Below are 23108 nucleotides of genomic sequence, written 5' to 3'. Positions count from 1 at the left end.
GTCGCGACGGAGTTCTCTACCGATCGGCACGCCGATTCTGTGCGCTGGATCACACAGGATCAGGCTGCGCCGGAAAACCGAATGTCGGAGGCGCCAGATGAATGACGGGCCTCTTCGTATCGTGAGCCTCCTGGCGGTGAACCCGTTCTTCGCAGGTTTGCTCCCGGGAACGCTGGAAGAGATCGCACTCGTCTGCCGCCCACGGCACCTCGCAGCGCGCGAGGTGCTGTTCCTGAAAGGCGATCCGGGCGATGGCCTCTATGCCATCCGGCGTGGCCTCATCCGCATCGGCACGACGAATGATCTGGGGCAGCAGATGACGGTCAACCTGCTCGGAGGCGGCGACATCTTCGGGGAAATCGCACTTCTCGACGGCCGCTCGCGAACGGCTGATGCGGTCGCGATGGAAAATACCGAGATGTTCTTCCTGCCCCGCCGGGATTTTCTAAAGCTGCTCGCGACCGACACTGCGCTTTCGTTGCAATTCATCGAGCTTCTCTGCGCGCGGCTGCGGGACGTCCTGCAGCGCATGGAGGAGACGACCTTCCTGCCGGCGGCAATGAGGCTGGCCCGGCGCATCCTCACGCTCGCGATCGACTACGGGACGGAGGTGCATGCGACGCAGGACGAACTGGCATCGCTCAGCGGCATCACGCGCGAAACCGTGAACCGCCAGCTTCAGAGCTGGAAGCGGATGGGCGTCATCGAGCTCGGGCGCGAACGTCTGACGATCCTCGATATCGAAGCGTTTCGCAGGCTCGCGAAGGTCGCGGCGCCCAAGCCGAGCCCCGGCAGCGCCTGAGCGGCTCTACGCTTTTCCGGCCATCACGAGGGAATAGATCGCGACGGGCCGGTCGTATCCTTTCAGCACCCGCGCCTCCAGTGCGACAAGAGGCAAGCGCGAACCTACCGATTGGGCCGCTGCCCGATCGCAAAGAACCTCGAAATCATCCGCGATCGAACACAGGCGCGAGGCGAGATTCACGACATTGCCGATCGCGGTGTAGTCGAGGCGGCCTTCCGAGCCGATCCGGCCGACGGTCGCCGGGCCCATCGCAAGGCCAACGCCGAATCCGAGGCGATGGTCGAGGCTGTGCCGGCTGGCCAACAGTTCGTGCACCCCGATTTGCATGTCCCTGGCCATTTCCAGAGCGCCCAGTGCGGGGTCATCACAGGGCACGGGCGCATTGAACAGCACCATCGCGCCATCGCCGGAGAAGTTCGTCAGCGTGGCCCCGTGGGTGGCGACCACCGTTTCCAGGGCGGAATAATAGTCTCCGAGCATGCCGATGACGGTCTCGGGCTCGGCACGCGCCGAGAAGGCGGTGAATCCCCGCAGATCGCAGAAGGCGACGACCACGTCGACGCGCCGCCCGTCGAGCAAGTGATCGTCGCCGGTCCGTTCGACGAGTTCCGCCACTTGCGGGGCGAGAAAGCGCTTCAGCCGGTTGATGCGCTCCGAGCGCTCCTGCGAGACCGCCAGCTCGCTCGCCATCTCGTTGAAACGGGTCGCCAGCCGTTCGAACTCATCGCCCGTCTCAAGGTGAATCCTGTGCTCGAAATGTCCGGCGCCAATGCGGCCGACGCCCTCCTCCAGCAGCATGATGGGTTCGACCATGCGTCGGGAGAGCCAGTAGGCGAGCATGGCGGCAAGGCCCGCGCCGGCAATGAGCAGGGCGATCGTGCGCCACAGGGCGGCGTAGATCGGGCCGAAGGCCTCGACGACGGGTTGCTTGACGATGACGCTCCAGTCCACGCCGGAGATCGGCGCCGTCGCAGCGAGCACCTTGCCTCCCGTCACGTCCCGGCCAGCGATCGCTTCCCCCGGGCGGGTCAGGATCGAGGCCCGCAGGTCCCGCAATGGCTTCGTCGCGGCTTCATCGGCGCGCAGGACCAGGCTGATATCGGGGTGGGCAATGAGGCGCCCCGGCCGGTCGAGCACGAAGGCTTCCCCCGTACGCCCCACCTGTATCGCCGAGATCACGTCCCAGATGAGCTTGAGGTTGACTTCGGCCATGGCCACGCCGGCGCTTGGACGGTTTCCGGCAACCGCGATGGTCATGAAGGGCTCCGAGCCGCGCTGAAACGTGACGGGGCCGAACCAGGTACGATGCGAGCGCGCACCCGCGACGGCGGGCTCCCCGGACTGGTCTCTGCCGCTCTCGATTCTGTTCAGGCCGATGCGAGACAGGAACAGCCTTTCCCGGCCGGCTGCGTCGACCAGGCTGAGACTTTCGATGGCCGGCACCTGGCGTAGCACGAGAAAGGCGTCGAGCCTGCGCTTCTCATCTGCGCTCTCCGGCCAGGGCAGCAGCACCGCCCATCCGAGCTGATCGCGAATCCCTTCGATGAAATCCTGAATTTTGGCTGCGGCGCCCCTGGCCTCGGCGTCGAGCATATTGTTCAGCCCGGTGCGCTGGTCGCGATAGCCGAACCATGCTTCGACGCTGCCGGCAAAGAGCAGGGGCACCACGACGGCGGCAAACAGGGCGAGGAAATACTTCCAGAATAACGATATGCGAGGCGCCGCTGGCTTGTTGGACATCGCGTTGGCTCGCTCGGCGGTTCACGGGCCGGGGTTATTCGATCACGAAGTCGGCGCTGCTCAGAAGCGAAGGTGGGACCGACAGGCCCAGGGCATTCGCAGCCTTGAGGTTGATGAACATCTCGACCTTGGTGACGCGCTGGACCGGCAGCTCCGAAGGTTTCATTCCTTTCAGGATACGGCCGGCATAGATCCCGGTGTGACGGTGCGACTGCTCGAAATCGCCGCCATAGCTCATCAGCCCGCCTGCGACGGGAAAGTCGCGGGATTGCGTGATCGCAGGCGTCCCATGGGCGGCGGCGAGCGCGGCGAGCTGCGGGCTGCGATAGGCGAAATAGGGGTCGGAGGTGAAGACGAGCCCGCCCACGCCGGTCTGAGCCGCGCCGGCGAAGAGCGCGCCGAATTCCTGTTCCGTGCTCGCCGTCAGCGGGTGCAAGGCGAGCCCCAGGCTGCTTGCGGCACTGTTGAGGTTCGCCAATTGTGAGTTCGAGGTCGGGCTGGCCGGGTTGACGGCGATGGCGAAGAGCTTGGCGTTCGGCAGCAGCTCCGCCATGAACTCCAGGCGCTTGCGCGAAACTTCGACGCTCAGGCTGGACACGCCGGTGAGGTTGCCGCTCGGCCGGGAGAGGCTGTCCACAAGCCCAAGGGCTACGGGATCTCCACCGAGCTCGAACACGACCGGAATGGTCGTGGTTGCCGATTTCGCAGCGAGCGCGACCTCGGCGCCGCCGGGCGCGACGATCACGCTCGCCCGGCGACCGACCAGATCTTTCGCGAGCGCCGGCAGGCGCTGATATTGGCCTTCCGCCCAGCGGAAATCGATTGCGACATTGTGCCCCTCGGCAAATCCGGTTTCGGCCAGCCCGGCACGGAAGGCGGCAAGGCGGCTGGCGTAACGCTCCGGGGTTTCCGAGCCGAGATAGCCCAGCAAGGGCATTGCGGGTTGCTGCGGGCGGGCGGCGCTGGCCCATGCCGCAGCGCCGCCGGCGAGCACGAGCATCCGGCGCCGGTTGATGCGGTCGCCGAGACCCGCCAAAGCGAAGGGCAAGAAGCGCAAGGCACTCTCTCCTGCCGACATCGTCCATTCATCTTGAGCGGCGGGATACTACCGCAGTCACGCGGCACAGGCATAGTCGCGTTGGGGCACCCGAAGCCGGGAAGCCGTGCCAGGCCCGGCAGCTTTCTCCGACCCCAGAGGCAGATGACGTTCGGCGGATATTGCTGCGTCGCAGCGGGGCCGCCGGAGCCAATCTCCCGTTCAGCTGCCGTCGAAAACGCGCCTGCGCGCGTTTTCGAGATGGAGCTGCATGGCCCGGCGCGCGGCGGCCTCGTCCCCCAGCTCGATCGCATCGAGGATCGCCTTGTGCTCGCGCTGGACGCTCAGGAGGCGCGGCCGTGGCTGGATCAGCGAGAGGTTGCGGTTCAGATTGATCCCGGTGGCGATCTGCTCATGCAGGGCGTTGAGCGTCGTCACGAAGAAATGGTTGCCGGTGGTTTCGGCAACGGCGCGGTGAAAGGCGATGTCTTCCTCGACGCCGAGCCGGCGCTGTTCGCTGACGATCTCCAGCGCGATGAAGGCATGGCGCAGTTTCAGAAGGCCGTCTTCGTCGCGCATCTTCGCGGCCAGCGCGGCGATTTCCCCCTCGACGGCGATCCGGAAGACGAAACAGCGCTGGATGTCGGCGATGCTGCTGATCGGCGCGAAGCTGCGGACATCGGGCGCCGGCCGACGCAGGACATAGGAGCCCGACCCGCGCCGCGATTCGACCACCCCGTCCTCGCGCAACCGGCCCAGAGCTTCGCGCACGATGGGGCGGGAAACGGCCAGGCGCTCGGCAAGCTCGCTCTCGGAGGGCAGCCGCGCCGCGACCGCGAACTCCCCGGTGATGATCTGACTCAGGATATATTCGTAGACGCGGTCGCCGAGTTTGCCGGTGCTCATTGTCTCCGCCGTGGGTTCGTCCTGATCGCGTCAAGCGCATGTCGCCGCGCAAAGTCGGCTTGCATTCCGAGAATGCTACTTTACAACTTATTTTACAAATTATAGGCGTTTCATTGAAGTGTGCTGCAACCGGCGCCGTACCGCTTTGGACTCGCAGGTCGATGCCGCGAGTGGGCGGCGCATCTCTTCGGGAATGAACCGATGCCCAAGCTCAAGCCGGAAACGCGCGAGAAGCTCCGCACCGTCTCCGTCGCCACGGTCTGCACGGCGCTCTTCAAGCGCGGCTTCCGCAACCAGTTCATTCAGGATGTCCGGCCGTTGAGCCAGGATACGGGCACGATGGTCGGCGAGGCCTTCACGCTGCGCTATATCCCGGCGCGCGAGGATCTGAACCCGCTCTCGGTGTTCCAGGACCGGGCGCATCCGCAGCGCAAGGCGGTCGAGGACTGTCCGCCCGATGCGGTAATGGTGATCGACAGCCGCAAGGATCCGCGCGCGGCTTCCGCGGGCGGCATCCTCGTCTCGCGGCTGATGAAGCGGGGCGTTGCCGGTGTCGTCACCGATGGCGGTTTCCGCGATTCCCCGGAGATCGCGCAGTTGCCCTTCCCGGCCTATCACAACCGGCCGGCGGCGCCGACCAACCTGACGCTGCACCAGGCTGTCGATATCAACGTGCCGATCGGCTGTGGCGATGTCGCCGTCTGGCCGGGCGACGTCGTCCTCGGCGATGGCGAGGGCGTCGTGGTCATCCCCGCCGATCTCGCCGATGAGGTGGCGGAAGAGGCGGTCGAGATGACCGCCTTCGAGGACTTCGTCACTGAAGAGGTGATGAAGGGCCGCTCGATCCTCGGCCTCTACCCCGCGACCGAGGAGCAGACCAGGATCGACTTCGCCGCGTGGCGCAAGGCCAGGAGCCGATGAAAGTCTCCCGCTGCAGCCCGAAGCGTAACCCGGCTCAGACCGTCTCGCCGACCGCCTGCAGATAGAGGTCGAGGATCGCCTCTTCCTCCTTGCGCTCCTCGAGGTCGCGCTTGCGCAGAGCCACGACCTTGCGGAGCACCTTGACGTCGTAGCCGTTGCCCTTGGCTTCGGCATAGACCTCCTTGATGTCGTCGGCGATCGTCTTCTTCTCTTCCTCGAGCCGCTCGATGCGCTCGACGATGCTCTTGAGCTGATCGCCCTGAACCGGATCGTCCATCTGATATCCTTCCGGGGTATGAAAATTCGGCGGGCAGCGTTCGCCCGGATTGGGGCAGGGCGTCAAGCCGCAAACGCCCGGCCCTCAACAGCTGTGATGCCGCAATTCCATCAGGAGAAGCAGCTGAGAAAAGTATGACTTAATCGCCATAAGGCAGATGACGCCGACCTTCGCGCCACCTAAGAAGGATCGAGAGAACTGCCGCGATCAACGGCCGCGCCGGGTGGAAATGGGCAACGTGCACAGTCCTGCAACCGAGACAGCGAAGCTGCGCGAGACGGCGCGGAAGATCTACGACGCCGCGGTATCGCGGGCTCATCCGTCCGGATGCCTGCCGCAGCATCTCCCAACCGCCCCGGCGACCGGCCGCCTGATCCTCCTCGCCGCCGGAAAGGCTGCGGGCAGCATGACCGCGCTTGCGGAGGCGCATTATCTCGATGGCGGCTTTCCGCCCGAACGGTTGCTCGGCCATGCCGTCGCCCGACACGGCTACACCGCTCCGACCCGACAGATTCCGATGGTCGCGGCCGGCCACCCCGTGCCTGACCAGGGCAGCATCGACGCCGCCGAGTGCGCGCTGGCATTGGCTGCTTCCGCGACCGCTGACGATCTCGTCCTCGTCCTGCTCTCCGGCGGCGGCTCGGCCAATTGGGTCGCACCCGCGGGTTCGCTGGCACTGGCGGAGAAGCAGGCGGTCAATAAGGCCCTGCTGCGTTCTGGTGCGCCGATTGGCGAGATGAACATTGTCCGCAAGCGCCTGTCTCGCATCAAGGGCGGCCGGCTCGCGCTGGCAGCCGCTCCGGCGAAGCTGCTGACGCTCGCGATCTCAGATGTTCCCGGCGACGAGCCGACAGCGATCGCCTCGGGGCCGACGGTTGCCGATCCCTCGACGACGGCCGAGGCCCGCGCCATCGTTGCCCGGTACGGGCTCGACCTGCCGCCCGCCGCCCTCGCCCTGCTCGACGATCCCGCAAACGAGACACCGAAGCCGTGTGACCCGGCCTTCGCCAACAGCGAATTCCGCATCATCGCTCGCCCGGCCGATGCGCTGGCCGCCGCCCGCGCTGCCGCCGAAGCCGCAGGCTACGAGGTGCACGATCTCGGCCCTGATCTGGAAGGCGAGGCGCGCGAGGTCGCGGCGGATCATGCCGCACTTGCACGCCGCCTGAAGCGCGAGGGCAGGCGGGCTGCGATCCTCTCCGGCGGCGAGCTTACGGTGACGCTGCGCGGCTCCGGCCGGGGTGGCCCGAGCCAGGAATATGCGCTGGCGCTGGCGATCGCGCTGATGGGCGAGCCCGGCATCGTCGCGCTGGCCGGCGACACCGACGGCACCGATGGCGGCGGCGGCGAGCCGACAGACCCGGCCGGTGCGCTGATCGATCCCCAAACTTTGGCCCGCGCCGCCGAGATCGGCCTTGATCCCGCCCGATCCCTCGCCGAAAACGATTCGACCGGCTTCTTCGAAGCGCTGGGCGATTTGCTGCAGCCGGGGCCGACCCTGACCAATGTCAACGACTGCCGCGTGATCCTGATCGAGCCGTGAGATTTCCTGGACATCAGCGACTGGGCCTTCTGGCCGCCTGCTGCGTTGCGGCCTCCATCGCGGGCGCCCTGCCGGCGAAGGCTGATCTGCGCATGTGCAACACCACGTCGAGCCGAATCGGCGTCGCCATCGGCTACCGCGACGCGCAGGGCTGGACCACCGAGGGCTGGTGGAACATCAGCCCGCGCGGCTGCGAGACCCTGCTGCGCGGCACGCTTGCGGCGCGCTTCTATTACGTCCACGCCGTAGATTACGATAAGGGCGGGGAATGGACCGGAAAATCGGTCATGTGCGTCCGCAATAAGGAATTCACGATTCGCGGCATCGAGGACTGCCTGGCGCGCGGCTATGATCGCGCCGGCTTCTTCGAGGTCGACACCGGCGAGCAGAAGAGCTGGACCATCCAGCTCACCGATACCGGCGGGGCTGCGCCGCCGCGGCCCTGACCGGAATACCGGAACAGGGCCGTCGCGACGGCAACGATCGGGGCGGGTGCTTACCGGCCGCTGGGCGGAACGAAGGTGCTGACAGGCCGGAACCGAAAGCGGGCCGGCTTCATGGGGACTGACAATGAAGCGTGAACGCCGGATCAAGATCATCGCCACCCTGGGGCCGGCATCGTCGACCGAGGAGATGTGCGCCAAGCTCTTTGAGGCCGGCGTCGACGTCTTCCGCATCAATATGAGCCACACCCAGCGCGAGACGCTGGCCGAGAAGATTGCGATGCTGCGCGGTCTGGAAACCAAATTCCGGCGCCCGGTCGGCATCCTTGCCGATCTCCAGGGTCCAAAGCTGCGCGTCGGCCAGTTCGGCGGCGATGGCGGCGCGATGCTGGAAAAGGGGGCGATTTTCACCCTCGATTCAGACGCTGCGCCCGGTGATGCCAGGCGCGTCCACCTGCCCCATCCCGAGATCCTGAGCGCGCTGGAGCCCGGCCATAACCTCATCCTCGATGACGGCAAGCTGCGGCTCGTCGTGGAGAGTGCCTCGGAAAAGGAGGCGGTCACGCGCGTCACAGTCGGCGGGCGCCTGTCATCGCGCAAGGGCGTCAGCCTGCCCGATACCACCATTGCCGTATCGGCCATGACCGAGAAGGACCGCGCCGATGCCGAGGTCGCGGCCGAGGTCGGCGTCGACTGGATCGCGCTTTCCTTCGTGCAGCGTCCCGAAGACATGGCGGAACTGCGCAAGATCGTGCGTGGCCGGGCGCTCGCGCTGGCCAAGATCGAAAAACCTCAGGCCGTGCTGCGGCTGGAGGAGATCATCGATGCCTCCGACGCGATCATGGTGGCGCGCGGCGATCTCGGCGTCGAGATGCCGCTGGAGAAGGTGCCGGGCACGCAGAAGCGCATGATCCGCATGGCGCGGCGCAAGGGCAAGCCTGTGGTCGTCGCGACGCAGATGCTGGAGAGCATGATCACCAGCCCGGTGCCGACCCGCGCCGAGGTCTCGGACGTCGCGACCGCGGTCTTTGAGGGCGCCGACGCCGTAATGCTCTCGGCCGAGAGCGCCGCCGGCCAATATCCGGTCGAGGCCGTGACGATGATGAACCGCATCGCCGAGGAGGTCGAAGGCGAGACGGTCTACCGCTCGATCCTGGAGGCGCAGCGCACCGAGCCCGAGGCCACCGGCGCGGATGCCATCGCCAAGGCCGCCCACGAGATCGCGGAGACATTGCATCTCAAGGCGGTCTGCGCCTGGACCTCGTCCGGCTCCACCGCCTTCCGCATCGCCCGGGAGCGCCCGAATTCAACCGTGATTGCACTGACGCCGAACCGCGCCACTGCGCGCCGCCTGACTCTGGTCTGGGGCGTGCACGCCATCGTCACGAAGGATGCCAGCGACGCCGACGATATGGCCTTCCGCGCCTGCAAATTCGCGGTGCGCGAGCACTATGCCAAGCTGGGCGACCGGATCATCGTCGTCGCCGGCGTCCCCTTCGGCACGCCGGGCGCGACCAATATGGTCCGCATCGCCTTCATCGCGCAGGAGCACGTCGCCAAGGCTTGAGCTGGGCGGGGGAGAGGGCGGTCACGCCAAGCGTCAGGCGTCGCGCCCGTCGACCTCGCTCTTCAGCGAGTCCACCGCCTTCTTCACGGCATCGAACTGCGGATAGAGCGCCAGCGCCTTGCGGAAGGCGATCATGGCGCCCTTGTCGTCTCCCTGCTGGCGCAGGATCATCCCCAGCCCCATCATTGCGCCGTAGTGACGCGGCTCGCGTTTGAGCGTCTCGCCGATATCGATCATCGAGCGGATCGAATCGCCGGCGAGATAGAGCGCGTTGGCGCGCTGGTTCCAGGCCTCGGCCCAGTTGGGCTGCAGGGCGATGACGCGGTCGAGCAGTTCGATCGCGAGTTCCGTCTGCTTGTCCTGCAGGGCCTGCTGCGCGCGACTCATCAGGAGATCGGCCGTATCGGAGCCGGACCGGGCCCAGCGGCGCTGGATCAGCCGGGCCACGCCCTCGGCCTCTTCCTGTGTCGAAGCGTCGTGAAGCCGCTCGAACAGCCGATCGAGCGTCGCAGCCGGACTGCGTTGCGGGATGGGAGGCGTGACGGGGTTTTCGGCCTTATCGGACGGCGCGACTGCGCCCGGCCGCGGCGATCCGGCCGTTTGAGCAAAGACTGCGTTTGCGCCGAGGGCACCCGTCAAGGCCAGCCCCAGAGCAAGGACGGAAGGCGAGGGAAAGCGCTTCATGCCGGGGAGTGTAGCCGCCAGGCACCGCAGGTCAAATCACGCCGAGGCGAGCACGCAACGCAAAAAAGCGGGCGCGCCGGCTGGCGCCCCGCTTTGCAAGGTCCGGTCAGGCTCTGCGCGATAACAAAACTGTAGATCACCGTAATCGCGTCCAATAGGACGCGCGGCGATCTAGGTCGCGCAGAAGCTCAGCCCTGGCGCGCCTTGAAGCGCTTCTGGACCTTGTTGATGATGTAGACGCGGCCCTTGCGGCGCACCAGCTGGTTGTCGCGATGACGCGCGCGAAGCGACTTCAGCGAATTGCGAATCTTCATTGTCTCAACTCCATCGACCCGTCCTCGCGGACGTGCCGGTCAAAAACCTTCAGCCTGCGACGCGGGTTCTGTCAGCATCGGCTATCCCGAAAACCGGGTTCCAGTTTTCGGGCCGATGCATGGGAGCCCTCGCCGCCCATGGCAATGGTGCGACTGATGCGATGCCGGCTGTATACGGATTTTTCGGCGGACCGCAAGTGCGAACACGGTGCCGGAAGCGCTTGGCCATGCAAAAGCCCGACTGTGTCTGCTTTGACGGCAGCTAGGTTGGGAATCGCCCGGCCGCCCGATCCAAGGACCTGAACATGCGCCTATCGATTCTCACTCTCTTCGCGGCCGCTCTGACGCTCGGCGCCTGCGGCAACACCGTCGAGCAGCGTATCGGCGGCGCGGCCGTCGGTGCCGGCACCGGAGCGATCGTTGCCGGTCCGGTCGGAGCCGTGGTGGGCGGTGCGGCCGGCGCGGTCACCGGTCCGTCCGTCTCGCGTGCGGTTCGCCGCGCCTCTTATTGACGGCACAGCGGCGTCCCTCCTGCCCTGTGCCTGTTGGGGTGCAGGGCAGTGCCGCTTCGCCGGGCTTTGGAGCGCCCGGCTGACTGTCATCAAACTCTCATCTGGCAGCCGAATGCTGCGTGGATGTCCGATTCGCTGCGCCGCCTCCATGCCGCCGTCCTGGATTCTCGCCTTCGCGATCCGGCAACCTCGCGCACGGCGAAGCTTTTTGCCGACGGCCTGCCCAAGATGGCGAAGAAGGTTGCGGAAGAGGCCGTCGAGCTGAGCCTGGAGGCGCTGCAGGGCAACCGCCCGGCCGCCATCCTCGAGAGCGCCGACCTGATCTACAATCTGACGGTGCTCTGGACCGCCCTCGGCATAGAGCCGGCTGATATATGGGAAGAGCTGGATCGCCGGGAGCGCTTGTACGGCATGGCCGAGAAGTTGCCCAAGCGCGGCGACGGGCAGCGCAGGAAGGCACCGCGACAGCGTTCCACCGCGATTGCACCGCTGCCCTGATGATGCGGAATCGCCGACTATCCACAGCCACCGACGATTTCGGCCCTCCGGTTATTTTGAGGGTTGCCAAGACGAAACGAAGCCTTTATCTCCGCCTTCATCAGGCCAGACGCACTAGCGTCTTGACGTTCTGAGACGCGCCCGTAGCTCAGCTGGATAGAGCATCAGACTACGAATCTGAGGGTCAGAGGTTCGAATCCTTTCGGGCGCGCCATTTTTCTTGTAAGTCGCAATTGGTGCGACTGGTCGCATATAATCCGGCTCTCAGTCAGAGATAGTGCGCCCATTAGCTCGGCAGGTTAGCCGCGGCTGGTCTTCTTGCCAACGCAGAACGGCGCCACGGGCCAAGCCGCTACTTCATGATGAAGGGCACCGATGGTGCTGAACGACGCTGGCGAGTTGTGCGCTTGGCCTCTCGTCGACTCCCTTGCCGCGATAGCGGACTAGCCCAATGGCGCAGCGCGCCCCTGAGTTCTTGCCAAACCAAAACGACCGCCTTGGTGGACGTCCGCCGTGTCACTTGCCGCATCCTGCCGGGCGAAGCAGAAACCGGGTCTTCGCGAAAGCAGACCTCCCCTCTTGATGCGCAGTCGGTCCCGTTTCGACATTAACGAGTGCGGGTCGTCGACCTTCGCCTATCGCGACAGCGGTCAAGGCTCCTTTCGCCCGAGCGGCCCTGGGACGCGGGCTTTGCTTTGAGGGCACACCCCGGGTGCCCGGCCGCCGTGAGATCAATCGGCCGTGGCCTTCTCCTGCATCCCAGCCTGGAGCTTCTTGATGTCCGCGGGTGTAAGTTGCGGGCGGTCCACCTTGATCGTCAGCTTGTTGAGGTTGGCCGTCAGCGGGAACGGGGGCTTGTAGTCGGCATCGTTGACGCCGGTGAGCGTGTCGGAGCCGATGTCGAAGCTTTCGTCCCACTGCAGGATCATCGGCAGCGTCTTCGGCATTCGCTTCGCTGCGACCTCCTTGCCGTCGACCTTGAGCGTGCCGGTGCCGGGCTGGCCGAGACCGCTGAAATTGTTGAACGCGAGCGTACCGTCACCGATGCCGTCGTATTTGAAGTCGAACTCGACCGTGTGCCGGCCGGGCGACAACGCGTCCGGCCCTTCCCATTTGATCCGCTCCAGGTCGACCATGTTCCACAGGAAAACCGGCTTGCCCTGCAGCAGGTAGAAGCCATAGCCGCCGAAACGGCCTCCCGAGGTCAGGATCATCCCTTCGGCGCCGCCCTGCGGCACGTCGATGTCGGCGGTGATCGTGTAGGAGGTGTTGAGGAGCGACGGAGAGTCGCCCTGCGGCAGTCCCGTCATCGGCCGCGTGTAGACGAACTCGGTGCGGCCGGCGCTGATATTCGGTCGCGGCGCGACGATGCGGGCTGCGACCGACGCATCAAGCGGGAAGACCTGGTACTTCCTGGCCTCCGCGAGGAATTTTTGCCGCATCTCCTTCACCTTCTGCGCGTTCTGCGCCGCGATGTCGTCGGTTTGGCTGAAATCCTTGTTCAGATTGTAGAGCTGGAAGACCTGATTGTTGAGCGGATCCGGGTTCGCCGGGCCGAAAGCCTGCCACGGCGCGCGGTTGACCTTGGTGGAAAGCATCCAACCCTCGTCATACAGCGCCCATTGCCCGAACATCTCGAAATACTGGGTCTTGTGGCGCGAGGCGGCCTTCGCGCTTGCCGCGTCGAAGGTGTAGGCGAAGCTTGTCCCCTCGATCGGTGCCTGCTTGATGCCATCGACCATTGCGGGCGCACGGATGCCGGCGGCCTCGAGGATCGTCGGAACGACGTCGATTACGTGGACAAACTGTTGGCGCAGTGCACCCTTGTCCTTGATGCGCGCCGGCCATGACACCACCATGTTCTGGTTGATGCCCCCCAACCTGGAGGCATTCTGCTTGAACCAGTCGAACGGCGTGTCAAACGCCCACGACCACCCGGCCGACATGTGGTTGTACGTCTGCTCGGTGCCCCAGACGTCGTAGAACTTCATCTGCACATCGACGGGCAATTCATTGAGGCCGTTGAAAAACGCCACTTCATTTGGCGTGCCGAGCGGTCCGCCCTCGGCGCTGGTGCCGTTGTCGCCGTTGATGTAGATGACCAGCGTATTATCGAGCCGGCCAAGATCCTGGAAGTGCTGGATCACGCGGCCAATCTCATGGTCGCTATAGGCAGCGTAGGCGGCGAAAACCTCGACCTGGCGGATGAAGAGCTTCTTCTCGTCGGCGCTCAACTGGTCCCAGGGCTTCAGCATCTCTGCCGGCCAAGGCGCCAGCTTCGTGTCCTTCGGAACCACGCCAAGCCGTTTCTGGTTCTCCAGGATGCRCTCGCGCAGCTTCTCGTAGCCGTCATCGAACAGGTGCATCGCGCTGATCTTGTCCACCCACTCCTTGGTTGGATGGTGCGGCGCATGCGTGGCGCCGGGCGCGTATTTGATGAAGAGGGGCTTCGACGGATCGGTCTGGTGCAATCGCGTCATCCAGTCGATGGCGTCGTCGGCCATCGCGGTCACAAGGTTCCAAGTACCGGGCGGTTTCCCCTGGAAGGGGTAGATCTGCGTCGTGTTGCGGAAGAGATTTGGCGCCCACTGGTTCGCGTCGCCGCCAACGAAACCGTAAAAATATTCGAAGCCCATCCCGGTCGGCCATTGGTCGAACGGACCGGCCTGGCTTGCCGCGAAGGCGGGCGTGTTGTGATCCTTGCCGAACCACGACGTGGCGTAGCCGTTGTCGAGCAGGGTCCGGCCCACCGTCGTTTTGTCTCTGCCGATGATGCTGTTGTAGCCGGGGAAGCCGGTTGACTGCTCGGAGATCACGCCGAAACCGACCGAATGATGATTGCGCCCGGTGATAAGCGCAGCACGGGTCGGCGAGCACAACGCAGTGGAGAAGACGCGGTTGTAGCGCAGGCCCTCATTCGCGATCCGGTCCATCGTCGGGGTCGGGATGACGCCGCCGAAGGTGCTCGGCACGCCGAAGCCGGCGTCGTCCGTGATGATCAGAAGCACGTTCGGCGCGTTCTTGGGCGGGACCACGCGCGGCGCCCACCATGGTTTCGACTGCAGCGCGTCGTCCTTGATCACGCCGCCGAACTTCGGGTCGGGGGGCGGGAGTTGCTTTCCGTCGATCATCGTCGTGGCGCTGGGCGAACCCGACACCCCCGTGGCCTGCTGTCCATGGGCGCTCAATACACTCAGCGGTAGCAACAAGAGCGAGGTGAGCAACCCACGCGAGACGGATCCGCCATGCCAATTCGAGAGACAAGTCATCGATCGCCTCCTGAAACGCAGTTGGTTCGAGAAAATTTGAATTGACTGCTTGCGAACTCTTCACGGGCGCGTAACGCCGCCGGCCAATACGCTAAGTTATCCCAGGGGAAACCGAATTGAAAGACAAACAGCGGTCGCTGTCTTTCTCTTCGAAAGCCGCACTGGTCCGCACCGGGCCCATCCTTGGTTTCGGCATCCCCGGCGCCCTCGTCGAGAATAGCCGGACGAATCCCGTCTCCGCCTCTTTCTTGGGCGTGCCGAACATAATCCTGCTCCCCGGCGCGGTCGCGATCCGGGCAAACGGCAAGCCGTACCGCTCGGCCTCGCCCTTCGCCCAGGCAACGATCGGCGCCTGGGCGAAGGGCGAGGCCCTTTCGTCGCGGCCCGCGGTGACGGAGGAAGGCAAGAAGATCCTCTTCGATCAGACGGCGCGGAGCGCCTGAGCTGAATTCTTGTCGGCGCAAGGCGTCAAAAAAATGCCCCGCCGGATGCCTCGTATTGCACCCGGCGGGGGCTGCGTTCTGCAGCCCTGCGCAACTCAGCGGATGTCGCGGTCCGAAAGCCCCGGCCACAACCTGTCGGCGCGCGTGATGTAAGCCTCGGTGTCGGAGAGCCAGGTGCTACGCGTGGCGAGGTCGTAGTTCAGGAAGAGTCGGCCGCCGACGATCGACCAGGCCTCCGGCTCGATTTTGACGAGATAGCCGCGCGACGTGCCATAGGCGCAGAAGCCGCCATAGGCCGGCAGATAGCGCTGCGGATCGTGTTTGAACAGCGCCTTGTTCTCGGCGCTGGCGAAGCGCCAGACTGCCTCGTCCCGGATCAGGGCATGCTCGGCGAGGCCCAGTCGAGGCGCGCCCTCGCGAAAAAAGGCCACCGGATCGTAGCCGCGGATCGCGAAGGCCTCGTCCGACCCCAATGTGTTGACGGGCGTTGTCTTGGTTCGATCTGGCTCGGCTGCCAGCGCTCGGGTGGGCAGGCCAACCGCGCCTGTGGCAAGGATGAGCAGGCCGCGCCTGTCCAACAGGAGTTCTTCCATCACGCCCCGCTCTCCCGAGACTCGAGCGCCTCGAAGACATAGGCCGCCAGGTAACCGTAGATCGCGTGGCCGACGAGGCTCATGAAGGAGAGGCGCGGCACGTCGTTCAGCAGGAAATGCTGCCCGGCCAGCGGCGCGAAGAAGGCGAGCGCGATGAAATAGGTGATCACGCCCCAGATCCAGCCGTCTGCCGGCATGCCGAAGCTCTTCACCCGGCGTGTCAGCACCCAGTAGCCCAGCGGATAGAACAGGAATCCGGTCGTGAAGTGCAGCAGCTTGGCGGTCGGGGTCGAGATCGTCAGGCCGAGCTGGTGGTAGAACAGGGACTTCACCAGCTCCGGCGGCTCCAGCGGAAATTCGGCTAACCAGGCGGTGGGCACGGCCGAGAACAATTCCCAGAAACCGAGGCCGGCGAATCCGCCGAGGGCCAGGTTGATCACGGTGCGGGTCGAGGGCAATGCGAAGCCGTGGGTCATGGCTGCGGTTGTCATGGCTGTCGTCCTTTCTTGTGTTCAATGGGCGATTGCGAGGGGTGTGGAGGCGACGGCGAGCACGGCCAGGCGTCCGACGCCACGGCTGCGCAGCTGCGCCAGCCGCCGCGTGGCGAAGCGGTTCGCGCCGCCCCGTCGCGCCAGCCTTTCGTCGAGAACATCGGCGGCACGGTCATGCTGGCCGGCGCGGATCAGGCTCTCGGCATAGGCCTGCTCGAACAGGTCACGCTGGGCATGGCTGCCGCCGATGGCGGTGAGCCCGCGCCGGGCGCTGGCGAGCAGGCGAGCGGCCTCTTCATAATCACCCTCATGGAAGGCGATCAGCCCGAAGGCGGCGAGGGCGCCGTTGCGCGCCGCATCGCGCCGTTCGCCGCTGGGATGGGCTTTTGCATCCTCGATCAGACTGCGGGCGATCGCCTCGGCCCCGTGGGCGCGGCCGGCGCCGAGCAGCGAAAGCGCATAATGCAGATCGGCGAAGACGAGGCGCCCGTCATGGACACGTCCCTCGGCCTTCGCCGCCAGCTCCTCCCAGCGATCTCCGACATCGATGCCGGCATATTCGAGCCGTGCCAGCAGCGAGGCGCCGTTGGCGATGTCGCGGTAATCGTCTGTCGGCTCGGCGCGGATCTGCTCGTCATATAGCCGCAACACCTCGCCGCTTTCGCCGCGCTCCAGCCGGAACAGGGCGAGATGCCAGAAGATATGGAAGCGCAGATTATTGGCATGAGCGACGCTGTGTCCGTCACCGAGCCAGGCGATGCCCTCGTCGACACGCCCGGTCATCTCGAGGACATGGGCTACGGCGTGGCGGCCCCAGGCATCGCGCGGGCTCAAGGCAACGGCGCGGCGGCCGGCGCGCTCGGCCTCGGCGTAGAAGCCGCGTTCCTCGAGCGCGAAGGCGTGGCAGCCATGGACGAAGCCTGCGAGCGGATGGGTTTCGCCGAAGCCCGGCGCGATCAGGCGCAGGCTCGCGAGCATCTGCGCCTGATCGCCCAGCATGAAGCGCAGCCCGTGCGAGAGCTTGAGCGCCAGCACATCGAGCGGGTGGGCATGGAGGATCGACTCCAACAGCTCTGCCGCCTGGCGCGGCGCATCACCGAGCCAGAGCGCCAGCGCCTCGACGACCATCATTTCGCGCCGCGTCGCCGGGCGAAGGCGTGTCGCCGCCCGCGCTCTTGCGAGGCAATCACGTGCCGGAGGCACCAGCTCGGCGCGGGCCAGCGAGAGCAGCATCAACCCTTTGGCGGCGTGGGCGAGTGCGAAATCGGGGTCGGCGGCCAGAGTCCGGGCGAGATGCTCGGGCGTCGAGGCGGCATGGGCCATGAGCGCTTCGAGGGTATCGTTCCAGGCGGCACGAGCGCCGTCGCTGGCGACGCTGATGGGGTCGCCGGAGAGGTCGTGATGCGTGGTGTAGGACATTGGCTGCTCCATTGCGGCGCCCCGCGAGGGGCGTTCTTCAGGGAGTTCGCAGCGCGCCGATCAAACGGCGTTCAACTCGCTTCACGGACCCGTGTTGTCGGCGGGGCGCCAGCGGTAGAGGCGCTTGTCGGCCCCGGAGCGAAGCTCGCTGCCGGGCCGGCCCAGGGCGCGCTTTTGAACCAGCCGACCGCGAGCGCGGTGGCGAGAATGAGCATGAAGCCGGCGAGATTGAGCAGCGCCACCAGGGGTTCGCTGCGGCCGGCCGTATCGGCGACGACGCCGAGGAGCCGCGCCAGGACGACGCTCGCCAGGAAGCAGGCCAGCGACTGCCGGCCGATCAGGATGAGGAGATGGCCCATGCCGCTGTCGAGCCGCTCGCGCCAGGGCTCGACGAGGCTGAGCACGAGATAGGCGAGCGCCACGAAATGCAGCACGCGCAGAATGTGCAGGTCGGTCTTTTCGCTGGCGGGGATGATGAGTTCGCGGGCTGCCTGCGCCAGCGGCCAATGCTCGAGGATGCCCCAGAAGGAGAGCGGCACCGAAAGCAGGATGAAGAGCGCCGCCGCGATCATCAGCCGTCGATCGCCGAGCGGCGGCAAGGGCAGCCATTTCATGGCGATGAAGAAGCCGATGAAGAAGATGAGCTGCCAGGCGAAGGGATTGAGGAACCAGCCGGCGCCGCTCCAGGGATTGCCGGGAAGGTTGAAGCCTGTGGACCAGACCGCCGCATAGAGCGCTGCGGTGAGCAGGAACGGCAGGGTGGCGTGGAGGCGGTGTGCGAGCATCATCATCGGCACGAGCGCCAGGATGACGAGATACATCGGCAGGATGTCGAGGTAATCCGGCTGCCAGGTCAGCGTCGCGAGGCCAAGAAGCGCACGCGCGGGATCGCCGAGCAATTGCGGGAACTGCTGCGCCAGCACGGCCAGGCCGAAAACGCGATCCAGGGCCGCCGCAAGCGCGATCAGCGCCAGGATCAGGCCGATCTGCGCCCAGTAGACCTGCCAGATCCGGTAGGCGATGCGCGCGGTGCCCAGCCACAGGCCGCGCCGCTTGAAGACGCTGCCGAAAGCGAGTGCGCTGGCGATGCCGGAGCAGAAGACGAAGAGCTCGGCGCCCGAGGAGAAGCCGAAACGCGCGGGGATCCAGGCGTTCCAGCTGTTCGCCGGCAGATGCGCGACGAAGATGATCAACATCGTCAGGCCGCGGAAGAGGTCGAGCCGCTCGTCGCGCGGTCGCTTCTTTGTCATGGGCGCCAGCGCGGGCATCAGAAGGCCCCCTCATAGCTCTCGGCATCGATCCGGCAGGCGAGCAGCGTGAAGCCCTCGCGCCGGAACGCGGCTTCGGCTTCGCGCGCGAGGGTTTCGCGATCTTCGATCGTTGCGCCGTGACCGCCCATTGCCCGCGCGACGGCGGCGAAATCGGTTGCGCCGATATCGACCCCGGCCCGCGGCAGGCCGAGCTGGCGTTGCTTCAGCGCGATCAGCCCGAGCGCCTGGTCGACAAGTGCGACGACGATCACCGACAGGCCGAGATCGCGCAGCGTCGCCAACTCGCCCAGGACCATTTCGAGGCCGGCATCGCCGACGAAGCAGAGGGTCGGGCGACCGGTGCCGAGTGCGGCGCCCGTCGCCAGCGGCAGGGCGCAGCCCATGGTGCAGAGCCCGCTCGACTGCAGCAGGCGGCGCGGCCCGTCGCAGCTCCAGATCTGGCTGAGCAGGATACGGTGCGCGCCGGAATCGGCGGTCGCGACCGTTCCGGCCGGTGCGATGCGGCGCAGCGTTTCGAAGACGGCGTGCGGACCCCACCCGGCGGGTGCGGCAAAGGCGGTCCGGAAGGCCTGGCGAATGGTGGCCGGCTCGCCGCCCGGCCAGGCGGTCTTCGCTTCGAGCCCCTCGGTCAGCCGCGTCAGGATCGCGCCGACATCGCCTTCGAGTAGCAGACTGGAGTGATGCATGCCGTGCTGAACGGGCTCGGCCACGATATCGACGACCTGCTTGTCGGTTGGCCAGGGCTGGCGCCAGCCCTGGCGCATCTCGATCGGATCGTAGCCGGCGAGCACGATCAGATCGGCGGCTTCAATCAAGGGGCGGACGATCGCATCGGCCTTGGGCGAGAGGCCGATGCCGCCGATGACGCGCGCGTCATCCTCCGGCACCAGCCCCTTGGCTTTGTAGGTGGTGAGCAGCGGCGCTCCGGTGCGGGTCAGGAAGCGGTCGAGCGCGGCTGCGCCGTTCTGGATGACGAGGTCGAGACCGGCGATAACCAGCGGTCGTTGCGCTCCAGCGATCAGCTCTCGCGCGGGCCGGAGATCGGCGGGGATCAAGGGCGTGACAGGTGGTATGGCAGGCGCACTGCGTGGCGGCGTGCGGGCCTCCGCTACGGCGATCGGCAGATCGATATGGACCGGTCCCGGCCGGCCGCGCCGGGCGAGGGCGACGGCCTTCGCCGCAACCAGATCCTCGGTTCCGGGGGCGGCGCGGAAGCTTGCCTTGACCAGTGGACGCAGCACGGCCTGATGGTCGAAAACCTGATGGGTATAGCTCTCAGCGAGCGCCTGATCGACGCAGCCGGTCACGAAGATCAGGGGGACCCGCTCCTGCTGCGCGTTGGCGACGACATTGACCGCATTGGCGACGCCGGGCCCAAGCGTCGCCACCAAAACGGGCAGGGCGCCGGTCGCATGCCAGAGCCCCTCGGCCATGAAGCCGGCAGCGTTCTCGTGCCGGGCGAGCATGAAATGGATGCCCGCGCGTTCGAGCGCATCGACCAGAGCCAGCACCTCGCCGCCGGGAATGCCGAAGGCGTGGGTCGCGCCGGCCGCGGCCAGCCGGCCGGCCAGGAGATCGGCGCCCGTTACGAATTCGCTCGGGACAGTTCCCCCCGGCGCGGTCGATATCCCTACAGGGCGCATGGTCGTCTCCGGCTCGGCGCCTTGGCGGCGCTGCAAGAGAGATCGCGCAGAGGAGCGTCTTGGTTACATGATCACGGAGACGTGAGCCTGGAGCCGGAGGCGAGGGGCGCTCGCCCCGCTGGCATCGTCAGGCGCCAGGCCCGCTCGACCCAGGCCGCATCGGCGATATGGCCGCCGCCATGCAGGCAGAGTTCGAGCCGTGCCGAGCTGCCGCAGCCGCTCGCAAGCAGGCAGGCGAGGGCGCTTCCGGTGGCACCGGCACGGGCGGCATCAGGCCATGCTGCCGTACAGCCGGCCGGCGCGAGGATGGCGAGGCTCTTGAAGAGATCGCCCTGCCTGTAACCCTGCCGCAGCGCGCGCCCGGCCATAGGCACGGTGGCATCGCTCGTTCCGTGGACATGGATCAACGGCGGTCGCGGGCTTTCGCAGCTCGCGGGGAGCGGTTCCCAGAAGGCGCCGGCGATCGGGGCGAAGGCTGAAAAGCGCGTGGGCATCCGGCAGGCGAGGTACCAGACCATCGAGCCGCCCTGCGAGAAGCCGCTCGCCATGATGCGATGGGGATCGATGCCGAAGCGCGGCACCGCATCGTCGAGAACCTGCCCGACGAAGGCAAATTCGTCGCGGTTATGCGCGGGCGAGCCGGGATACGACCAGGAGCGGCCTGCGCCGTCCGGTGCAATCAGCGCGACGCCGAGCCGCTGCGCGACCGCGACGAGGCCGGGATCGGCGATCGTCTCCTCCGCCGAGCCCTGATAGCCATGGAAATACATGATGGCACCGGTCGGCGGCGCCTCGCTGCCGGGCGGCAGGACGATGCGGTAATGGCCGCTCGCGACCTGGCAGCCGTCGGCCGCCGGGCAGGCATCCCCGCCGCGCTGGCCATCAAGTGGCTGCGGCCCGGGGGACGAGCCGGCCAGAAGCGTGAAGACGATGGGCAAGGCCAGGCGAATTGAAGGCACCATCTCGGATTTCCCGCGCGTGCCGGACGTCCGCGCTCCGACCGAGATGCGAGCGTATCGGGCCGCCTGAGCCACTTCATCGGCCGGTCACGGCCTTGTGAGGCGTTCATCCGCATGCGACGGAATAAGCCGGCCGGACCTCGCGGCCTCCCGGGAAGACGTGGCAGCCTTGTCGCTCGACGAACTCGAAAAACAGCTCCGGCCCGTTTTCCTCGCCGCCCTTGCCGGCAACACTGCCGCCTACCGCTTCTTCCTCGATACGATCAGCGCGCGGCTGCGCAGCTATCTGCACCAGATGTTGGCCCGTGCCGGGCGCGCGGAGGCCAGCGAGGCCGAAGACGTGCTGCAGGAGACCTTGCTGGCACTCCATCTCTCGCAGCACACCTATGATCCGGCGAGCCCGGTGACGGCCTGGGCGCATGCCATCGCCCGCTACAAGCTCGTCGACCATCTGCGCCGAACGGGGCGCCATGCGGGCAACCTGCCACTCGACGACGAGGCTCATCAGCTTGCCGGCCCGCCCGAAGGCGCCGCCTCGGAAGTGCGGCTCGATCTCGATCGCGCCATGGCGGCGCTGCCGCGGCGCACGCGCGGCCTGATCGACCGGGTCAAGCTCCAGGGCGCGACGGTGGCCGAGGCAGCGCGCGCGGCGGGCATGACCGAGACCGCCGCCAAGGTCGCGATCCATCGCGGCCTGCAAGCGATGGCCAGGTTTCTCTCGCGGCGCGGGGAGAGGCCGGGGTGATCTCCTCGCAATGCCGCACGCGCGTAACCTTTCGGTGGCCCGGGGCGAACTTCTGTCCGAGCGGAACGGAATGACATGCAGACCGACGACCTGATTTCACTGATGACCGCGAGCCACCGGCCGGTGGATACGGCTTGGCTGCGCCGCGCCGTCTGGTTCGGCGCGGTGGCGGCGCTGGCGGCTACGGCCCTGCTTGTCGTGCTCACGCTCGGCTTGCGGCCGGATTTCGCCCGCGCCTGGTTCTCGGGTCCCGTGATCGCCAAGGTATTGCTCGGCGCCAGCGTCGCGAGCATTGCGCTCACGCTGTTCCAGCGCAGCCTTCGCCCCGGCCTGAGGCCAGGCCGGGATCTGCCGCTGATCGCCCTGCCGATTCTGCTCACGATTGCCTTCGCCCTGTTCACATTGGCGCAGGCGCCCGCCGAGCAATGGAGCGCGCTGATCTTCGGGCGCTACTGGCGCGCCTGCCTCATCGCAGTTCCGCTCTATGCGCTCGTGCCGCTCATCGTGCTGTTCGGGGTGGCGCGCCGCGGAGCGCCTGTGGATGGCGCGCTCACCGGAGCCTGCGCCGGCCTGGCTTCGGCCGGTCTCGCCACCGTCGCCTATAGTCTGCACTGCCCGGATGACGCCGCCCCGTTCCTGGCGACGTGGTATACGATCGCGATCGCGGCGGTGACGGTTCTGGGAGCGCTGACTTTTCCCAGATTACTGCGGTGGTGAGCCGCCATTCACCGCTCTATCCGGCGGGTCGATCTCGGGTGCCGTCAGCCCGGGCCGGGTGAAAACCCTGCAGCGGCCGGGCCGCGGCGAGCGCCCGTCATGTGCGCAGAAGCAGAAATCCGAGAATCGTGATCGAGACGTGTTGACAGGCAAAACGAGTTCCGCCTATAAGCCACCCATCGAGACGGCGCCGCCGCTGAGCGGCGCCTCTTCTGCGCTTCCTAAGGACGCTGGGGCTGAGGCCGGTTCGCCGGGTGAAGTTCTGTCGGTTTTGTTGAAGCCCTGCTGTTTGAAAATTGAAGACAGAAAGAG

At 66.5% G+C, this 23108-nt stretch carries 24 protein-coding genes and 1 tRNA gene; 12 read left to right on the top strand and 13 right to left on the bottom strand.

The features are described 5' to 3' along the window. Positions 1-97 precede the first annotated feature (97 nt). Complete coding sequence (locus AC1DDA_RS18475; RefSeq protein ID WP_441511843.1) at positions 98-802, top strand: Crp/Fnr family transcriptional regulator; 705 nt, start codon at positions 98-100, stop codon at positions 800-802. A gap of 6 nt (positions 803-808) precedes the next feature. On the opposite strand, the gene AC1DDA_RS18470 is transcribed toward AC1DDA_RS18475, so the two are convergent. The 3 genes from AC1DDA_RS18470 to AC1DDA_RS18460 all read right to left on the bottom strand — a co-directional run bounded on the left by AC1DDA_RS18470 (position 809) and on the right by AC1DDA_RS18460 (position 4487). After that, positions 809-2545: a cache domain-containing protein gene (locus tag AC1DDA_RS18470; RefSeq protein ID WP_476796843.1), complete on the bottom strand. Its 1737-nt coding sequence runs from the start codon at positions 2543-2545 to the stop codon at positions 809-811. A 34-nt stretch (positions 2546-2579) separates the two neighbouring features. Next, on the bottom strand, positions 2580-3545 hold the full coding sequence (locus AC1DDA_RS18465; protein WP_476797096.1) for an ABC transporter substrate-binding protein: 966 nt from the start codon (positions 3543-3545) through the stop codon (positions 2580-2582). A 258-nt stretch (positions 3546-3803) separates the two neighbouring features. Continuing rightward, a complete protein-coding gene (locus tag AC1DDA_RS18460) occupies positions 3804-4487 on the bottom strand; it encodes a FadR/GntR family transcriptional regulator (RefSeq protein WP_476796842.1) in 684 nt (227 codons plus the stop codon). 201 nt (positions 4488-4688) lie between these two features. Between AC1DDA_RS18460 and AC1DDA_RS18455 the strand changes: the two genes are divergently transcribed. Beyond that, positions 4689-5408, top strand: a complete 720-nt coding sequence (locus tag AC1DDA_RS18455; RefSeq protein ID WP_441511846.1) for a ribonuclease activity regulator RraA — start codon at positions 4689-4691, stop codon at positions 5406-5408. A gap of 34 nt (positions 5409-5442) precedes the next feature. Here the strand turns inward: AC1DDA_RS18455 and AC1DDA_RS18450 are convergent, their stop codons facing one another. After that, on the bottom strand, positions 5443-5685 hold the full coding sequence (locus AC1DDA_RS18450; RefSeq protein WP_038363023.1) for a DUF2312 domain-containing protein: 243 nt from the start codon (positions 5683-5685) through the stop codon (positions 5443-5445). A 238-nt stretch (positions 5686-5923) separates the two neighbouring features. On the opposite strand from AC1DDA_RS18450, the gene AC1DDA_RS18445 reads away from it, so the two are divergent. The 3 genes from AC1DDA_RS18445 to pyk all read left to right on the top strand — a co-directional run bounded on the left by AC1DDA_RS18445 (position 5924) and on the right by pyk (position 9238). Continuing rightward, positions 5924-7228 (top strand): glycerate kinase type-2 family protein, encoded by a 1305-nt coding sequence (locus AC1DDA_RS18445; protein ID WP_476796841.1) that lies wholly within the window; start codon positions 5924-5926, stop codon positions 7226-7228. Then, entirely contained in the window at positions 7225-7674 is a 450-nt protein-coding gene (locus AC1DDA_RS18440; protein ID WP_476796840.1) for a DUF1036 domain-containing protein, read from the top strand. The genes AC1DDA_RS18445 and AC1DDA_RS18440 overlap by 4 nt, the downstream gene beginning before the upstream one ends. 124 nt (positions 7675-7798) lie before the next feature. Then, on the top strand, positions 7799-9238 hold the full coding sequence (gene pyk, locus AC1DDA_RS18435) for a pyruvate kinase (protein WP_476796839.1): 1440 nt from the start codon (positions 7799-7801) through the stop codon (positions 9236-9238). Between the two features lie 33 nt (positions 9239-9271). Here the strand turns inward: pyk and AC1DDA_RS18430 are convergent, their stop codons facing one another. Both AC1DDA_RS18430 and ykgO read right to left on the bottom strand, forming a co-directional pair. Continuing rightward, positions 9272-9922, bottom strand: a complete 651-nt coding sequence (locus AC1DDA_RS18430) for a tetratricopeptide repeat protein (protein WP_476796838.1) — start codon at positions 9920-9922, stop codon at positions 9272-9274. 188 nt (positions 9923-10110) lie between these two features. Then, positions 10111-10236, bottom strand: a complete 126-nt coding sequence (gene ykgO / locus AC1DDA_RS18425) for a type B 50S ribosomal protein L36 (protein WP_038363015.1) — start codon at positions 10234-10236, stop codon at positions 10111-10113. 305 nt (positions 10237-10541) lie between these two features. Between ykgO and AC1DDA_RS18420 the strand changes: the two genes are divergently transcribed. The 3 genes from AC1DDA_RS18420 (at position 10542) to AC1DDA_RS18410 (ending at position 11460) form a co-directional block, all read left to right on the top strand. Further along, positions 10542-10748, top strand: coding sequence for a hypothetical protein (locus tag AC1DDA_RS18420; protein WP_441511850.1), 207 nt, complete (start codon positions 10542-10544; stop codon positions 10746-10748). 123 nt (positions 10749-10871) lie between these two features. Next, a complete protein-coding gene (gene hisE / locus AC1DDA_RS18415) occupies positions 10872-11246 on the top strand; it encodes a phosphoribosyl-ATP diphosphatase (protein WP_476779392.1) in 375 nt (124 codons plus the stop codon). A 137-nt stretch (positions 11247-11383) separates the two neighbouring features. After that, a tRNA-Arg gene (locus AC1DDA_RS18410) sits at positions 11384-11460 on the top strand. A 517-nt stretch (positions 11461-11977) separates the two neighbouring features. Here AC1DDA_RS18410 and AC1DDA_RS18405 read toward each other — a convergent pair. After that, on the bottom strand, positions 11978-14515 hold the full coding sequence (locus tag AC1DDA_RS18405) for an arylsulfatase (protein WP_476796837.1): 2538 nt from the start codon (positions 14513-14515) through the stop codon (positions 11978-11980). Positions 14516-14631: 116 nt separating this feature from the next. Here AC1DDA_RS18405 and AC1DDA_RS18400 point away from each other — a divergent pair, with 116 nt between their 5' ends. After that, positions 14632-14958 (top strand): hypothetical protein, encoded by a 327-nt coding sequence (locus AC1DDA_RS18400; RefSeq protein WP_476796836.1) that lies wholly within the window; start codon positions 14632-14634, stop codon positions 14956-14958. Positions 14959-15053: 95 nt separating this feature from the next. Here AC1DDA_RS18400 and AC1DDA_RS18395 read toward each other — a convergent pair whose 3' ends face one another. The 6 genes from AC1DDA_RS18395 to AC1DDA_RS18370 form a co-directional block, all read right to left on the bottom strand. Continuing rightward, complete coding sequence (locus tag AC1DDA_RS18395) at positions 15054-15551, bottom strand: YHS domain-containing (seleno)protein (protein WP_476797095.1); 498 nt, start codon at positions 15549-15551, stop codon at positions 15054-15056. Beyond that, positions 15551-16042: a hypothetical protein gene (locus AC1DDA_RS18390; protein WP_476796835.1), complete on the bottom strand. Its 492-nt coding sequence runs from the start codon at positions 16040-16042 to the stop codon at positions 15551-15553. Before AC1DDA_RS18390 ends, AC1DDA_RS18395 begins: the two co-directional genes overlap by 1 nt. Before the next feature lie 21 nt (positions 16043-16063). Then, entirely contained in the window at positions 16064-17461 is a 1398-nt protein-coding gene (locus tag AC1DDA_RS18385) for a tetratricopeptide repeat protein (RefSeq protein WP_476796834.1), read from the bottom strand. A gap of 71 nt (positions 17462-17532) precedes the next feature. Continuing rightward, on the bottom strand, positions 17533-18711 hold the full coding sequence (locus tag AC1DDA_RS18380) for an OpgC family protein (protein ID WP_476796833.1): 1179 nt from the start codon (positions 18709-18711) through the stop codon (positions 17533-17535). Between the two features lie 17 nt (positions 18712-18728). Continuing rightward, positions 18729-20375, bottom strand: coding sequence for a thiamine pyrophosphate-binding protein (locus AC1DDA_RS18375; RefSeq protein WP_476796832.1), 1647 nt, complete (start codon positions 20373-20375; stop codon positions 18729-18731). Between the two features lie 71 nt (positions 20376-20446). After that, positions 20447-21337, bottom strand: a complete 891-nt coding sequence (locus tag AC1DDA_RS18370; RefSeq protein ID WP_476796831.1) for a CE1 family esterase — start codon at positions 21335-21337, stop codon at positions 20447-20449. Between the two features lie 157 nt (positions 21338-21494). On the opposite strand from AC1DDA_RS18370, the gene AC1DDA_RS18365 reads away from it, so the two are divergent. The 3 genes from AC1DDA_RS18365 to AC1DDA_RS18355 form a co-directional block, all read left to right on the top strand. After that, positions 21495-22079, top strand: a complete 585-nt coding sequence (locus AC1DDA_RS18365) for a sigma-70 family RNA polymerase sigma factor (RefSeq protein ID WP_476796830.1) — start codon at positions 21495-21497, stop codon at positions 22077-22079. A gap of 75 nt (positions 22080-22154) precedes the next feature. After that, entirely contained in the window at positions 22155-22796 is a 642-nt protein-coding gene (locus AC1DDA_RS18360; protein ID WP_476796829.1) for an NrsF family protein, read from the top strand. Between the two features lie 58 nt (positions 22797-22854). Beyond that, a partial coding sequence (locus AC1DDA_RS18355) for a hypothetical protein (protein ID WP_476796828.1) occupies positions 22855-23108 on the top strand: 254 nt, incomplete at its 3' end.

The sequence above is a fragment of the Allobosea sp. 10N428 genome (assembly GCF_056394545.1).
This window is presented reverse-complemented; position numbering and strand designations above follow the sequence as displayed.

What these genes read in the sequence shown, in the direction of transcription:
- AC1DDA_RS18375 (WP_476796832.1), bottom strand. Translation starts at nt 20,375, where the DNA reads ATGCGCCCTGTAGGGATATCGACCGCGCCGGGGGGAACTGTCCCGAGC.
- pyk (WP_476796839.1), top strand. Translation starts at nt 7,799, where the DNA reads ATGAAGCGTGAACGCCGGATCAAGATCATCGCCACCCTGGGGCCGGCA.
- AC1DDA_RS18380 (WP_476796833.1), bottom strand. Translation starts at nt 18,711, where the DNA reads ATGACAAAGAAGCGACCGCGCGACGAGCGGCTCGACCTCTTCCGCGGC.
- AC1DDA_RS18420 (WP_441511850.1), top strand. Translation starts at nt 10,542, where the DNA reads ATGCGCCTATCGATTCTCACTCTCTTCGCGGCCGCTCTGACGCTCGGC.
- hisE (WP_476779392.1), top strand. Translation starts at nt 10,872, where the DNA reads ATGTCCGATTCGCTGCGCCGCCTCCATGCCGCCGTCCTGGATTCTCGC.
- AC1DDA_RS18370 (WP_476796831.1), bottom strand. Translation starts at nt 21,337, where the DNA reads ATGGTGCCTTCAATTCGCCTGGCCTTGCCCATCGTCTTCACGCTTCTG.
- AC1DDA_RS18360 (WP_476796829.1), top strand. Translation starts at nt 22,155, where the DNA reads ATGCAGACCGACGACCTGATTTCACTGATGACCGCGAGCCACCGGCCG.
- AC1DDA_RS18430 (WP_476796838.1), bottom strand. Translation starts at nt 9,922, where the DNA reads ATGAAGCGCTTTCCCTCGCCTTCCGTCCTTGCTCTGGGGCTGGCCTTG.
- AC1DDA_RS18390 (WP_476796835.1), bottom strand. Translation starts at nt 16,042, where the DNA reads ATGACAACCGCAGCCATGACCCACGGCTTCGCATTGCCCTCGACCCGC.
- AC1DDA_RS18395 (WP_476797095.1), bottom strand. Translation starts at nt 15,551, where the DNA reads ATGGAAGAACTCCTGTTGGACAGGCGCGGCCTGCTCATCCTTGCCACA.
- AC1DDA_RS18465 (WP_476797096.1), bottom strand. Translation starts at nt 3,545, where the DNA reads ATGCTCGTGCTCGCCGGCGGCGCTGCGGCATGGGCCAGCGCCGCCCGC.
- AC1DDA_RS18470 (WP_476796843.1), bottom strand. Translation starts at nt 2,545, where the DNA reads ATGTCCAACAAGCCAGCGGCGCCTCGCATATCGTTATTCTGGAAGTAT.
- AC1DDA_RS18450 (WP_038363023.1), bottom strand. Translation starts at nt 5,685, where the DNA reads ATGGACGATCCGGTTCAGGGCGATCAGCTCAAGAGCATCGTCGAGCGC.
- AC1DDA_RS18475 (WP_441511843.1), top strand. Translation starts at nt 98, where the DNA reads ATGAATGACGGGCCTCTTCGTATCGTGAGCCTCCTGGCGGTGAACCCG.
- AC1DDA_RS18460 (WP_476796842.1), bottom strand. Translation starts at nt 4,487, where the DNA reads ATGAGCACCGGCAAACTCGGCGACCGCGTCTACGAATATATCCTGAGT.
- ykgO (WP_038363015.1), bottom strand. Translation starts at nt 10,236, where the DNA reads ATGAAGATTCGCAATTCGCTGAAGTCGCTTCGCGCGCGTCATCGCGAC.
- AC1DDA_RS18455 (WP_441511846.1), top strand. Translation starts at nt 4,689, where the DNA reads ATGCCCAAGCTCAAGCCGGAAACGCGCGAGAAGCTCCGCACCGTCTCC.
- AC1DDA_RS18385 (WP_476796834.1), bottom strand. Translation starts at nt 17,461, where the DNA reads ATGTCCTACACCACGCATCACGACCTCTCCGGCGACCCCATCAGCGTC.